Source organism: Streptomyces sp. NPDC088097 (assembly GCF_044741845.1).
Lineage (GTDB): Bacteria > Actinomycetota > Actinomycetes > Streptomycetales > Streptomycetaceae > Streptomyces.
On sequence record NZ_JBIUTJ010000003.1, the window covers coordinates 848,265 to 861,341 of the forward strand.

Annotated in this window: 14 protein-coding genes; 10 read left to right on the plus strand and 4 right to left on the minus strand. The window is 73.3% G+C overall.

Annotated elements, in window-relative coordinates; genetic code table 11:
* Window positions 1–87 precede the first annotated feature (87 nt).
* From bioB to ACIOD1_RS14025, 5 genes are all read left to right on the plus strand, one after another.
* Window positions 88–1,302 carry a biotin synthase BioB gene (gene bioB / locus ACIOD1_RS14005; RefSeq protein WP_365625126.1) on the plus strand — a complete coding sequence of 405 codons (1,215 nt, stop codon included), beginning with the start codon at window positions 88–90 and terminating at the stop codon, window positions 1,300–1,302.
* Window positions 1,295–2,629 (plus strand): adenosylmethionine--8-amino-7-oxononanoate transaminase, encoded by a 1,335-nt coding sequence (locus tag ACIOD1_RS14010; RefSeq protein ID WP_365625128.1) that lies wholly within the window; start codon window positions 1,295–1,297, stop codon window positions 2,627–2,629. The genes bioB and ACIOD1_RS14010 overlap by 8 nt, the downstream gene beginning before the upstream one ends.
* 1 nt (window position 2,630) lies before the next feature.
* Window positions 2,631–3,350, plus strand: coding sequence for a dethiobiotin synthase (gene bioD, locus ACIOD1_RS14015; protein ID WP_401902302.1), 720 nt, complete (start codon window positions 2,631–2,633; stop codon window positions 3,348–3,350).
* Between the two features lie 232 nt (window positions 3,351–3,582).
* Window positions 3,583–4,239, plus strand: coding sequence for a methyltransferase domain-containing protein (locus ACIOD1_RS14020; protein WP_401902304.1), 657 nt, complete (start codon window positions 3,583–3,585; stop codon window positions 4,237–4,239).
* 87 nt (window positions 4,240–4,326) lie between these two features.
* Complete coding sequence (locus tag ACIOD1_RS14025; protein ID WP_401902306.1) at window positions 4,327–4,815, plus strand: isochorismatase family protein; 489 nt, start codon at window positions 4,327–4,329, stop codon at window positions 4,813–4,815.
* On the opposite strand, the gene ACIOD1_RS14030 is transcribed toward ACIOD1_RS14025, so the two are convergent.
* Window positions 4,806–5,240 carry a GNAT family N-acetyltransferase gene (locus ACIOD1_RS14030; RefSeq protein WP_365625137.1) on the minus strand — a complete coding sequence of 145 codons (435 nt, stop codon included), beginning with the start codon at window positions 5,238–5,240 and terminating at the stop codon, window positions 4,806–4,808. The genes ACIOD1_RS14025 and ACIOD1_RS14030 overlap by 10 nt on opposite strands.
* Window positions 5,241–5,465: 225 nt before the next feature.
* Here ACIOD1_RS14030 and ACIOD1_RS14035 point away from each other — a divergent pair, with 225 nt between their 5' ends.
* From ACIOD1_RS14035 to mug, 5 genes are all read left to right on the plus strand, one after another.
* Entirely contained in the window at window positions 5,466–6,803 is a 1,338-nt protein-coding gene (locus ACIOD1_RS14035; RefSeq protein WP_401902309.1) for a hemolysin family protein, read from the plus strand.
* Window positions 6,800–7,819 carry a hemolysin family protein gene (locus ACIOD1_RS14040; protein ID WP_365625143.1) on the plus strand — a complete coding sequence of 340 codons (1,020 nt, stop codon included), beginning with the start codon at window positions 6,800–6,802 and terminating at the stop codon, window positions 7,817–7,819. Before ACIOD1_RS14035 ends, ACIOD1_RS14040 begins: the two co-directional genes overlap by 4 nt.
* Window positions 7,820–7,887: 68 nt before the next feature.
* Window positions 7,888–8,670 (plus strand): SGNH/GDSL hydrolase family protein, encoded by a 783-nt coding sequence (locus tag ACIOD1_RS14045; protein WP_365625146.1) that lies wholly within the window; start codon window positions 7,888–7,890, stop codon window positions 8,668–8,670.
* Window positions 8,671–8,741: 71 nt separating this feature from the next.
* The gene (purB, locus tag ACIOD1_RS14050; protein ID WP_365625149.1) at window positions 8,742–10,175 is read left to right on the plus strand and encodes an adenylosuccinate lyase; all 1,434 of its coding nucleotides are present in this window, start codon (window positions 8,742–8,744) and stop codon (window positions 10,173–10,175) included.
* Window positions 10,172–10,723: a G/U mismatch-specific DNA glycosylase gene (mug, locus tag ACIOD1_RS14055; RefSeq protein WP_365625176.1), complete on the plus strand. Its 552-nt coding sequence runs from the start codon at window positions 10,172–10,174 to the stop codon at window positions 10,721–10,723. The genes purB and mug overlap by 4 nt, the downstream gene beginning before the upstream one ends.
* A 28-nt stretch (window positions 10,724–10,751) precedes the next feature.
* Here the strand turns inward: mug and ACIOD1_RS14060 are convergent, their stop codons facing one another.
* From ACIOD1_RS14060 to ACIOD1_RS14070, 3 genes are read right to left on the minus strand one after another with little or no spacing between them, the layout of a single operon-like run.
* Window positions 10,752–11,189: a hypothetical protein gene (locus ACIOD1_RS14060; RefSeq protein ID WP_401902311.1), complete on the minus strand. Its 438-nt coding sequence runs from the start codon at window positions 11,187–11,189 to the stop codon at window positions 10,752–10,754.
* 40 nt (window positions 11,190–11,229) lie between these two features.
* Window positions 11,230–11,982: an ABC transporter permease gene (locus ACIOD1_RS14065; protein ID WP_365625155.1), complete on the minus strand. Its 753-nt coding sequence runs from the start codon at window positions 11,980–11,982 to the stop codon at window positions 11,230–11,232.
* 20 nt (window positions 11,983–12,002) lie between these two features.
* The gene (locus ACIOD1_RS14070) at window positions 12,003–12,917 is read right to left on the minus strand and encodes an ATP-binding cassette domain-containing protein (RefSeq protein ID WP_401902312.1); all 915 of its coding nucleotides are present in this window, start codon (window positions 12,915–12,917) and stop codon (window positions 12,003–12,005) included.
* Window positions 12,918–13,077 lie beyond the last annotated feature (160 nt).

Consider the following 13,077-nt stretch of genomic DNA (forward strand, 5'->3'; position numbering starts at 1 on the left):
AGGTGTGGCGATCCACACACTCCCTTCAGGCCATGTTGTCGGATCTCTCCTTGGCCGGGAGTACCCGTGTGGTCCAGGATCGGGCCCATGGACCTGCTGAACACCCTGGTGGAAAAGGGACTGCGGCGCGAGCTGCCGACCCGCGAAGAGGCGCTCGCCGTACTGGCGACCTCCGACGACGAACTGCTCGACGTGGTGGCCGCGGCCGGCAAGGTGCGCCGCCAGTGGTTCGGGCGCCGCGTCAAGCTGAACTACCTGGTCAACCTGAAGTCGGGCCTCTGCCCGGAGGATTGCTCCTACTGTTCCCAACGCCTGGGATCGAAGGCCGAGATCCTGAAGTACACGTGGCTCAAGCCCGAGGAGGCCTCCCAGGCGGCCGCCGCGGGCGTGGCCGGCGGCGCCAAGCGCGTCTGCCTCGTGGCGAGCGGGCGCGGTCCGACGGACCGCGACGTGGACCGGGTCGGCAAGACCATCGCCGCCATCAAGGAGCAGAACGAGGGCGTCGAGGTGTGCGCGTGCCTCGGCCTGCTCTCCGACGGCCAGGCCGAGAGGCTCCGCGACGCGGGGGCGGATGCCTACAACCACAACCTGAACACGTCCGAGGCAACGTACGGCGCGATCACCAAGACGCACACGTACGCGGACCGCGTGGACACCGTGCGGAAGGCGCACGGGGCGGGCCTGTCGGCGTGCTCCGGCCTGATCGCCGGCATGGGCGAGAGCGACGAGGACCTGGTCGACGTCGTCTACTCGCTGCGCGCGCTGGACCCGGACTCGGTGCCGGTCAACTTCCTGATCCCCTTCGAGGGCACCCCGCTCGCCAAGGAGTGGAACCTGACCCCGCAGCGCTGCCTGCGGATCCTCGCGATGGTCCGCTTCGTCTGCCCCGACGTGGAGGTCCGCCTCGCGGGCGGCCGCGAGGTGCACCTGCGCACGCAGCAGCCGCTGGCCCTGCAGCTGGTCAACTCGATCTTCCTCGGCGACTACCTCACCAGTGAGGGCCAGGCCGGGCAGGCCGACCTCGACATGATCGCGGACGCCGGTTTCGAGGTGGAGGGCGCCGGTACGACCACCCTGCCCGCGCACCGCTCCGACATCGCCGCCGCGGCCCCGGCCGGCGGCGCGTGCGGATCCGCGGGCCCCGCCTCCGCCGAGGCGGGCTGCGGCTCGGCCTGCGGCGGCTGCTCCGGGCACGGCGAGGAGGCTCCCGTACCGGCCCAGGCCGAGGCCGGCGGAGTCCGTTCGGACCTGGTGGCGGTGCGCCGCCGCGGCGCGGGAACGGACCTCGCCCCCAATGCGTGACCCGTTCCCCCTGCACGACCCCCTCGACCCGGAGTCGGACACCTCCCGGCTTCTGGCCCTGGACCGGCAGCACGTCTGGCACCCGTACGGCCCGATGCCCGGGCGGCAGGAGGCCCTCGTGGTCTCCTCCGCCTCGGGGGTCCGGCTGCGGCTCGCCGCGCCCGCCCAAGGGCGCGCCGAGCTGGTCGACGGCATGTCCTCCTGGTGGTCGGCGATCCACGGCTACAACCACCCGGTGCTCAACGAGGCGGCGACCGCGCAGCTCGGCCGGATGTCGCACGTCATGTTCGGCGGGCTCACCCACGAGCCCGCCGTCCGGCTCGCGGCCCGGCTCGTGGAGATCACCCCGCCGGGGCTGGAGCACGTCTTCCTCGCCGACTCCGGGTCGGTCTCCGTCGAGGTCGCCGTCAAGATGTGCCTCCAGTACTGGCGTTCGCTGGGCCGGACCGGCAAGACCCGGTTGCTGACCTGGCGCGGCGGCTACCACGGCGACACCTGGCAGCCGATGGCGGTCTGCGACCCCGAGGGCGGCATGCACGAGCTGTGGCAGGGACACCTGCCGCAGCAGGTGTTCGCCGACGCCCCGCCCGGGGACTTCGACACCCCCGTCGACCCGGCGTACCGCGAGCACCTGCGCGCCCTGATCGCGGCGCACGCCGACGAACTGGCCGCGGTGATCGTGGAGCCGGTGGTGCAGGGCGCGGGCGGCATGCGCTTCCACAACCCCGGCTACCTTCGGGTCCTGCGCGAGCTGTGCGACGAGTACGGGGTCCTGCTGGTCCTCGACGAGATCGCGACGGGCTTCGGCCGCACCGGCGCCCTCTTCGCCGCCGACCACGCCGGGATCACCCCCGACGTGATGTGCCTCGGCAAATCGCTGACCGGCGGCTACCTCACCCTCGCCGCCACCCTGTGCACCGAGCGGGTCGCCGACGGCATCTCGCGCGGCGAGGTCCCGGTCCTCGCGCACGGGCCGACCTTCATGGGAAACCCGCTCGCCACCGCGGTGGCCCTGGCCTCCGTCGACCTGCTCCTCGGCCAGGACTGGGCCGGCGAGGTCGAGCGGATCGGGGCGGGCCTGCGCGAGGGCCTCGCGGCGGCTTCCGCGCTGCCCGGGGTCAAGGACGTACGGGTGCTCGGCGCGATCGGCGTGGTCCAACTGGACCGTCCCGTGGACGTCTGGGCGGCGACCCGGGCCGCGGTCCGCGAGGGCGTGTGGCTGCGGCCGTTCCGCGACCTGATCTACACGATGCCGCCGTTCGTCACCGGTGACGAGGACGTCGCCCGGATCTGCCGCGCGGTCGTCGCGGCGGCGGAGGAGGGCTGAGATGCCGGTCGTCTTCGTGTCCGGTACGGGCACGGAAATCGGCAAGACGGTGGTCACCTCGGCCATCGCGGCGGCCGCCGTGGCGGCCGGCCGTTCGGTGGCGGTGCTCAAGCCGGCGCAGACCGGGGTCTCCCCCGACGAACCCGGGGACGCCGCCGAGGTCGTACGCCTCGCCGGCCCGACCGTGACCGCCCTGGAACTGGCCCGCTACCCCGAACCCCTGGCCCCGGACACCGCCGCGCGGCGCTCCGGGCTGGCGACGGTGTCGCCCGCGGCCGTCGCGGAGGCGGCCGGGCGACTGGCCGCCGCGCACGACCTGGTGCTCGTGGAGGGCGCGGGCGGGCTGCTGGTCCGCTTCGACGAGGAGGGCAACACCCTGGCGGACGCGGCGCGGCTGCTGGCGGCGCCGGTGCTGCTGGTGGCGCCCGCGGGGCTCGGCACGCTCAACTCCACCGCCCTGACGGCGGAGGCCCTGCGCGCCCGGGCCCTCGGCCCGCTCGGCGTGGTGATCGGCAGTTGGCCGGCCAACCCCGACCTGGCGTCCCGCTGCAACCTCGCCGACCTCCCGAAGGTCTCCGGCCTGCCGCTCCTGGGCGCCGTCCCCGAGGGCTCGGGCGTCCTGACGCCCGACGCCTTCCGCTCGGCCGCCCCGGGCTGGCTGGCGCCCGGGCTCGACGGCACCTGGTCGGCGCGGTCCTTCCTGGAGGCCTGGCCGGCGTAGGCCGTCTCCTTCGGATCCGGCCCCTGCCCGGCCGGCACGGCATCCCGGGCCGGTCGGGCCTCGCGGCCCGGCCGGCGTCGGGGCGCGTCGCGGTTTCGCCGTGCGTCGGCGGGGAACAGCCCCGAGGGGGCGCCCCCGTACCGGGCGCCGTCTCAGGGCCCCGCGCCAGGGCCCGCGCCAGGGCCCGCGCCAGGCCCCGTGTCAGCCCCCGACTCGTGCCCGGAGGTTCGTCATGCCCGCACGCCCTCCCGATCCGGCCCACCACCCGTACGTCCCGCTCCACCACCCGTACGGCGCCCGCTTCCACGCCCGGGTGGGGACGGCCGCCCTGCGCCGGGAGCTGCTGCGCGGAGCGTCCGGCCGCGTCATCGAGATCGGCGCGGGGAACGGCCCGGACTTCGCGCACTACCCGCGTACGGTCTCCGAGGTCGTCGTCGTCGAACCGGAGCGCGGCCCGCGCCGGCTCGCGGCCGCCGCCGCGCTGCGCGCCGAGGTCCCGGTGGACCTGGTACCGGGTGCGGCCGAGGCCCTCCCCGTCAAGAGCGAGGCCTTCGACGTGGCCGTGGCCTCCCTGGCGCTCTGCAGCGTGCGCGACCTGCCGCGCGCCCTCGCCGAGCTGTACCGGGTGCTCCGTCCGGGCGCCGAACTGCGCTTCCTGGAGCACGGGCTCGCCCCCGGCCCGGGCACGGCCGCCGTCCAGCGGGCGTTGGACCGTACGGTGTGGCCCCGCCTCTTCGGGGGCTGCCACACCGCCCGTGACCCGCTCGCCTCGATCGAGGCGGCCGGCTTCCGCATCGTCGCCCAGCGCGCGTTCCGCGTCCCCGTACGGGGCCCCGCGCTCCCCGACTCGTACCGCGTCATCGGCACGGCCCGCCGCTCCCCCGACTGAGCCCGCCCGGTGGGTGCGGCCGGGGCGCCAAGGCCCCGTACGCCCGCAACCGTTCCGGAGCGGCCGGCGCCTGGCTACGATCCCCGCGTGACCTCCGCGCTGATCCTCGTCGACCTGATGCCCCGCATCATCGCCCTGCCCGTCGCGCCCCACTCGGGCGAGGAGGTCCTGGCGCGCTGCCGCCGGTTGGCCGACGCGTTCCGGGCCGACGGACGGCCGGTGGTGCTCGTCCGGGTGGAGCGGCCGAACGTGCCCGCGCAGCCGCCGGGCAGCGGATTCGCCGAGGACCTGGCGCGACCGGGCGACGTGCTGATCGTGAAGCGGACCGTCGGGGCCTTCCACGGCACCGGTCTCGACGAGCGGTTGCGCGCGCTCGGTGCGGACACGCTGGTGTTCGGGGGGCTGGTGACCACGATGGGCGTCGAGTCCACCGCGCGGGCCGCGAGCGACCTCGGCTACGAGGTGGAGTTCGTCGCCGACGCCATGTCCGGCTTCGAGGCCGAGGAGCACGATTTCGCGGTGAAACGGATCTTTCCCCGGTTCGGCGCGGTGCGCGACACCGCGGCCTACCTCTGAGGCGCCGGCAGCGGCTTGACCCATCGGCTCCAGGCGTCCTCGGCGTGGTAGCCGGCCGCGGCCCAGGCCCCGTGGGCGTCCCCGTTCCCGTCGAGCACCATCGCGTCGGCCCGCCGGCCGCCCAGGTCGGCGAACCGCTCCTCGGCGGCGGCGAGGAGCGCGGACCCGATCCCCCGCCTGCGGTGGTCCGGGTGCACGGCGAGCCGGTAGAGGTGGCAGCGCCAGCCGTCGAACCCGGCGACGACCGTGCCGACCAGCTCGCCGTCGCACCGGGCGAGGAGGAGGGCGTACGGGTCCCTGGCGTGCAGGCGCTCGACCCCGGCGAGGTCGTCGCTGATGCTGGTGCCCTTGGCGGCGCCCTTCCAGAACTCCAGCACGGCGCGCAGGTCGTCCGTCGAGGCGGGCCCGATGTGAAGATCGTTCATGACGGGATCCCATCACCACGCCCGGGTAGACCAAAAGGAGGATCCATCGACTTTGCCTTTCCTTTACCATGGGTGGGCACAGTCCCACCCCGAACACTTCTCCGACGAAAGGTGTGAGCGTCCGCCCATGGGCGAGCCTCCCAGTCCCCGACACCCCGAGCCCCGTGCGCGACGTCGCGCGGCCTCCCTCCTCCTGGCCGATCATGGGACGGAGGTGACCGACCGATGACCGAAGTCCTCCTGCTCCTCGTGGCGCTGCTGCTCTGTCTCGCCTGCGGGGTCTTCGTGGCGGCCGAGTTCTCGCTGACCACCGTCCAGCGGAGCGAGCTCGAAGGAGCCGTCGAGCGCGGTGAGCGCGGCGCCGACAGCGCGTTGGCGGCCGTCCGCAGCCTCACCTTCCAGTTGTCCGGCGCCCAGCTCGGCATCACCGTGACCGGTCTGGTCATCGGCATGATCTCCAAGCCCTCGATCGCCGCCCTGCTCCAGGGACCCTTCGAGGCCATGGGGCTGTCCGCCGGAGCGGCCTCCACCACCGCGCTGTTGCTGGGCACCGCGCTCTCGACCGTCGTGCTGATGGTCGTCGGCGAGCTGGTGCCCAAGAACTGGGCGATCTCCTCGCCGCTGGCGATCGCCAAGCGCGTGGCCACCATGCAGCGCGTCTTCAGCCGCTCCTTCAGGCCGCTGATCAGCCACCTCAACACCACCGCGAACCACATGGTCCGCCGGTTCGGCCTGGAGCCGGCCGAGGAGCTGGCGTCCGCGCGCGGCCCGCAGGAACTCGCGGCCCTGGCGCGTCACTCCGCCAAGGCGGGCGCGCTGGAGAAGGACACCGCGGAGCTGTTCGTGCGCACCCTCAACCTGGCCGATCTGACCGCGGAGAACGTGATGACCCCGCGCGTCCAGGTCACCGCACTCGACCTGCAGACCACCGCCGAGGACGTCGCCAACGCCACCATGGCGACCGGCCTGTCGCGCTTCCCCGTCTACCGGGGCAGCCTGGACATGGTCGTCGGCACCGTCCACATCAAGGACGTGCTGGCCGTGCCCGCCGAGGAGCGCCACCGCCACCCGGTCTCGCAGCTGCTGCGCGAGCCGCTGCTCGTACCCGAGTCGCTGACCGTGGACCGGCTGCTGGACCGGCTGGCGGGCAAGCAGACGATGGCCGTGGTGATCGACGAGTACGGCGGCACGGCCGGCGTGGCCACCCTGGAGGACATCGTCGAGGAGGTCGTCGGCGAGGTGCGCGACGAGCACGATCCGCACGAGACCTCCGACCTGGCCCCGGCCGGTACGGACGACTCGGGCCGCGCGCTCTACTCCGCCGACGGCGGCGCCCGCACGGACCAGCTCCGGCAGATCGGTCTGCGGGTGCCGGACGGACCGTACGAGACCCTGGCCGGCCTGATAGCGACCGAGCTGGGCCGGATCCCGGAGGTGGGCGACCGCCTGGAGCTGGAGGGCTGGAGGCTGGACGTGATGGACGCAGGCGGCCGACGCGCCGCGCGCGTGCTGCTGCACGCACCGGCCGCCGAGGGCGTCGAGGGTACGGAGGAGGGCCGATGACCGCGATCCAACTGCTGATCGGCCTGGCGACGCTGGTCGTCAACGCCTTCTTCGTCGGCGCGGAGTTCGCGCTGATCTCGGTCCGGCGCAGCCAGATCGAGCCGTTCGCCGAGCAGGGCGACCGTCGTGCCCGCGCCGTGCTGTGGGGCCTGGAACACGTGTCGGCGCTGATGGCGGCGGCGCAGCTGGGCATCACCCTGTGCACCCTGGTGCTGGGCGTGGTGGCCGAGCCGGCCATCGCCCATCTGCTGAGCCCCGTCCTCGACCTGCTCGGGGTGCCGTCCGGGCTGACCCACGCGATCTCCTTCGTGGTGGCGTTGGCCCTGGCGACGTACCTGCACATGCTGTTCGGCGAGATGCTGCCGAAGAACGTGGCCCTCGCCGAGCCGGTGCGCACCGCGCTGTTGCTGGGACCGCCGCTGGTGGCCCTGACCCGCGGCCTGCGTCCGGTGATCTTCGCGATCAACGCCTTCGCCAACGCCCTGCTGCGGATGCTGCGGGTGGACGTGAAGAACGAGGTCGCGGCCAGCTTCTCGGACGACGAGCTGGCCCGCATCGTCAAGGACTCCAGCGAAGCGGGGCTCATCGACTACCGGGCGAGCGAGCGTCTCCACGACGCCCTGGAGCTGGGCCGCAGGCCGGTCACCGATGTGGTGCTGCCCGAGGACGAGGTCGTTCCGGCGCGCGAGGGCATCACGGCCGCCGGGCTGGAGCGGCTGTCGGCAGCGACGGGGTACTCCCGCTTCCCGGTGGTCGACGACCGGCACCGCATCCTCGGCTACCTCCACGTCAAGGACACCCTGGACGTGGAGGAGCGGGACGAGCCCTTCCCGTTGTCCGCGCTGCGCCCGATCGCCCAGGTGCGGGCGGAGACTCCGCTCGACGACGTGCTGACCGCCATGCGGCGCAGCCGTACGCACCTCGCGGCGGTGCTGGGGGCGGACGGGACCATGACGGGGCTGGTGACGATGGAGGACGTGCTGCGCGAGCTGTTCGGGCGGCCCGCCTCGACCTGATGGGGTGCGGACCGCGCGGTCCCCGGCGCTGCGGAGTCGGGGTACCGCGCGGTAGCATCGCTCCCGCCATGGAGATGAATGCCTCTTACACCAGTTTCGTCGCGGTCGGCGACTCCTTCACCGAAGGCATGTCCGACCTGCTCCCCGACGGCTCCTACCGGGGGTGGGCCGATCTGCTCGCCCACCGGCTGGCGGCCCGCGAGCCGGACTTCCGCTACGCGAACCTCGCGGTGCGCGGGAAGCTGATCGGCCAGATCGCCGGCGAGCAGGCTCCGGCGGCGGCCGCCATGAAGGCCGACGTGGTCGCGCTCGTGGGCGGGCTGAACGACACCCTGCGGCCCAAGGTGGACATGGCCAGGGTGCGCGGCCACCTGGAGGAGGCGGTGGCCCTGCTGGCGCCGTCCTGCGGGCGCCTGGTGCTGATGCGCTCCCCGGGTCGGCAGGGCCCGGTGATGGAACGTTTCCGTCCGCGCATGGAGGAGCTCTTCGTCATCCTGGAGGAGCTCGCCGCACGCCACGGAGCGCTGCTCGTCGACCTGTACGGGGCGCCCGTGCTCGGGGACCAGCGCCTGTGGGACGTGGACCGGTTGCACCTGACCGGCGAGGGTCACCGCCGGGTGGCCGAGGCCGTCTGGCAGGCCCTGGGCCTGCCGCCCGAGGAGGACTGGCGGGCTCCGCTGCCCCCCTCGGTGGCCGCCGGTTGGCCGGTCCGCCGGGGCGCGGACCTCCGCTTCGCCCGACAGCACCTGCTGCCCTGGATCGGCCGCCGCCTGACGGGCCGCTCCTCGGGCGACGGTCGTCCCGCCAAGCGGCCCGAGCTGGGGCCCTACGGCGGCGCTCCGCTCTCGTAGCAAGGCACAATCACGGGCGGCGCCCCCACCTGCGTAAAGCCACAGCCGTGGCCCAAGTAGAATCACTCCACGTGACAGCCAAGCCCCGCATCCCCAATGTCCTGGCCGGCCGCTACGCCTCCGCGGAGCTCGCCGTCCTGTGGTCCCCCGAGTACAAGGTGACGCTGGAGCGGCGGCTGTGGCTCGCCGTGCTGCGCGCCCAGAAGGACCTCGGCATCGAGGTCCCGGACGCCGCCCTCGCCGACTACGAGCGCGTCCTGGAGACCGTCGACCTGGCCTCGATCGCCGAGCGCGAGAAGGTCACCCGGCACGACGTGAAGGCCCGCATCGAGGAGTTCAACGCCCTCGCCGGCCACGAGCACGTGCACAAGGGAATGACCTCCCGCGACCTCACCGAGAACGTCGAGCAGCTCCAGATCCGGCTCTCCCTGGAGCTGGCGCGGGACCGTACGGTCGCCGTCCTGGCCCGCCTGGGCAAGCTGGCCGGCGAGCACGCCGAGCTGGTCATGGCCGGCAGGTCCCACAACGTCGCCGCGCAGGCCACCACCCTCGGCAAGCGCTTCGCGACCGCCGCTGACGAGCTGCTGGTCGCCTACGACCGCTTGGAGAACCTGCTGGAGCGCTACCCGCTCCGCGGGATCAAGGGCCCGGTCGGCACCTCCCAGGACATGCTCGACCTGCTCGGCGGCGACACCGCCAAGCTGGCCGACCTGGAGCAGCGCATCGCGACCCACCTCGGCTTCGCCCAGGCCTTCACCTCGGTCGGCCAGGTCTACCCGCGCTCGCTGGACTACGAGGTCGTCACCGCGCTGGTGCAGCTGGCCGCCGCCCCGTCCTCGATCGCGAAGACGATCCGGCTGATGGCGGGCCACGAGCTGGTCACCGAAGGCTTCAAGCCGGGCCAGGTCGGTTCCTCGGCGATGCCCCACAAGATGAACACCCGCTCCTGCGAGCGTGTGAACGGCCTGATGGTCATCCTGCGCGGCTACGCCTCGATGACGGGCGAGCTGGCCGGCGACCAGTGGAACGAGGGCGACGTCTCCTGCTCCGTCGTCCGCCGCGTGGCCCTGCCCGACGCGTTCTTCGCCCTCGACGGTCTGCTGGAGACCTTCCTGACCGTGATGGACGAGTTCGGCGCCTTCCCGGCCGTCGTGGCCCGCGAGCTGGACCGCTACCTCCCCTTCCTCGCCACCACCAAGGTACTCATGGGCGCCGTCCGGGCCGGCGTGGGCCGCGAGGCCGCGCACGAGGTCATCAAGGAGCACGCCGTGGCGTCCGCCCTCGCCATGCGCGAGCAGGGCGCCGAGCGCAACGAGCTGCTGGACAAGCTGGCCGCCGACCAGCGCATGCCGTTGGACCGCGCACAGCTGGACGCCCTGATGGCCGACAAGCTGTCCTTCACGGGCGCGGCCGGCGACCAGGTCGCCACGGTGGTCTCCCGGATCGAGGCCATCGCGAAGCAGCACCCGGCAGCCGCCGGGTACGCGCCGGGGTCGATCCTCTGACGCCCGACGAGCTCGAAGCCGCCCGCGACCGCGTCCTCCCGGACGTGGTCGCGGGCGGTCTGCGCGTGCTGTTCTGCGGGATCAACCCGGGCCTCCTGTCCGCCGCGACGGGCCACCACTTCGCCCGCCCGGGCAACCGCTTCTGGCCGGTGCTGCACCTGTCCGGCTTCACCCCCCGCCGGCTGGCCCCGTCGGAGCAGGAGGAGTTGCTCTCCTACCGTCTGGGCATCACCAACGTCGTGGCCCGGGCCACCGCCCGCGCCGACGAGCTGAGCGCCGAGGAGTTCCGCGAGGGCGGCCGGATCCTGACGGCCAAGGTGGAACTCCTGCGCCCCCAGTGGCTGGCCGTGGTCGGAGTCACCGCCTACCGCACGGCCTTCGGGGAGCGCCAGGCCAGGATCGGCCTCCAGGAGCGCACCATCGGCTCGACCCGCGTCTGGGCCCTGCCCAACCCGAGCGGCCTCAACGCCCACTGGACCGCCGAGTCGATGGCCCAGGAGTACGCCCGGCTCCGCACGACCGCCGAGGCCTCCCCCGACACCCCCTGAGCCGTGTCCGCCCCCGTGGCGGACAGGCTTACGGCGGGTCGGTGACGGTGATGCCCACCATGAGCACGTAGGGGTCCGTCTCGCCCCGACCGGCCACACAGATCACGAGCCACCGGTCCTCGGCCCGCCACAGGCTCACCTCGCGAGCACCGGCGCTCAGCTCCTCCCACGGTTGCGGGATGCGCGTCCGATCAGGGCCGTGGATCGCCGGTGAGTCGAGGGTGAAGACCTGCGGCTCGCCCCAACGGCCGGACAGGGCCCGGGCGAGAGCCTCGTACGCGGCCTCGATCTCTTCGGCTGCCTCGACGCGTCCCGTACCGTCGTCGTCCCAGAAGTCCCGGGTCTCCCCGAGGGCGACCAGGTGGTACCCGGGGCCACCGCTGTGCCGGCCCAGACGGACCGGCCCGGCCGAGAAGCACTGGGCCCGCAGCCGGTCGATCAGATCGAGATGCTGTGCCGTGGTCATGCCGTCAGTATTCCGGGACCCTCTGACAACTGGCCCTGCGTCACGCGTCCCGGCGTCGCAGCGCGAGCCACCCGGCGGCGAGGGCCACGAGGGCCCACAGCGCGGTCACACCGAGCCCGCTCCACGGTCCGAGGGGACCCTCGAACTCCCCGCGCATCACCATCTGTCCGGCCCGGTCCGGCAGGAACCCCGCGGCTCCTCCGGCGACTTCACCGATGACGAATGGCACGATCAGGAGCAGGGGTATGAGCAGGCTCATGACCAGCGTGCCGCTGCGCACCAGTGCGGTCAGCCCGCCGGACAGGAGGGCGATGAGGGCGAGGTAGACCCCGCTGCCGAAGACGGCCCGCACGGCCCCCGGGTCACCCAGGGAGAGGGCGTACTCCCCCATGGACGCCTGCCCGGCGAGGAAGGTGATCAGGCCGGTGATCTCGCCGACCACGAAGGCCGATCCGGCCACGACGGCCGCCTTCGACAGGTACAGCCGGGTCCGTTGGGGCACGGCGGTGAGGGAGACCCTCAGGGCGCCGCCCCGGAACTCGCCGGCGAAGGCGGTGGCTCCGAAGGCGATGGCGGCTATCTGCCCGAAGTTGATGCCGAAGAAGGCTCCGAGCAGAGGGTCCTCCCCCAGCGCGCCCGGCTCGGAGGTGCCGATCGCCATCGTGGTGAGCACTGTGATGCCGACCGTGACCGCGAAGACGGACACCAGGGAGCCGAGGACGGAACGGGCCGACCGTATCTTGATCCATTCCGAGTGCAGGACGGGACGGGTGGGCAGGGCGGTGAAAGCCATCGCAGTGGTTCCCATCGGATTCAGGCGGCGGGCGCGGAGTAGGGGGCGCTGTCGGCGGTAAGGGCCAGGTAGGCCTCTTCGAGCGAGGCGCGTTCGTCGGACAGTTCGAGGATCGGAACCCCCTCCCGGGCCGCGAGGGCGCCTATGGAATCGGCGCGTACGCCCGCGACGGTCCAGCGCCCGCCCGCGGCGGGGTCCAACCGCAGGCCCTCCCGGGCCAGGGCCGCCGCCAGCCGGTCCGGCTCCGAGGTCCGCAGCCGTACCCCGGGCGCGCTGCGGGCGTCGATGAACTCCGTCATCGGCGTATCGGCGAGCAGGACCCCCTGCCCGAGCACCACGAGGTGGTCGACGAACGCGGCCGACTCGGCCATGAGGTGGCTGGAGACGAACACCGTGCGGCCCTCGGCGGCGAGGCCCCGCATCAGTTCCCGGATCCAGATGATGCCCTCCGGGTCGAGCCCGTTGGTCGGCTCGTCCAGCAGCAGTACTCCGGGGTCCCCCAACAGCGCGGCGGCCACACCCAGCCGCTGGCGCATGCCGAGGGAGAACGTGCCGACGCGGCGGCGACCCACCTCCCCCAAGCCCGCCTGCTCCAGGACCTCGTCCACCCGGGAGGCCGGGATCCGGTTGCTCGCGGCGAGCGCGAGGAGGTGGTCACGGGCTCTGCGACCGCCGTGGATCGCCTGGGGGTCGAGGAGGGCCCCCACCTGACGCAGCGGGTCCCGGAGGTCGACGAACCGGCTGCCGCCGATGGTGGCGGTTCCGGCAGTGGCCCGGTCCAGGCCCAACAGCAGGCGCATGGTGGTGGACTTGCCGGCGCCGTTGGGGCCGAGGAACCCGGTGACCCGCCCGGGCAGGACGTCGAAGGTGAGGTGGTCCACGACCCTACGGGCGCCGTGGTCCTTGGTCAGTTCGCGGATCTCGATGCGGTTCATGGCTCAAGATTCGCCGCCGGCCCACCCCCCCGCCCGCCCCCCCCCCGGGGGGGGGGGGGGCCCCCCCCGGGGGGGGGGGCCCCCCCCCCCCCCCCGCCCCGGCCCGTTTTGGTTCGGTGACGGATCCTCAATACGATCCGGCGATGATCACAAGAAAACG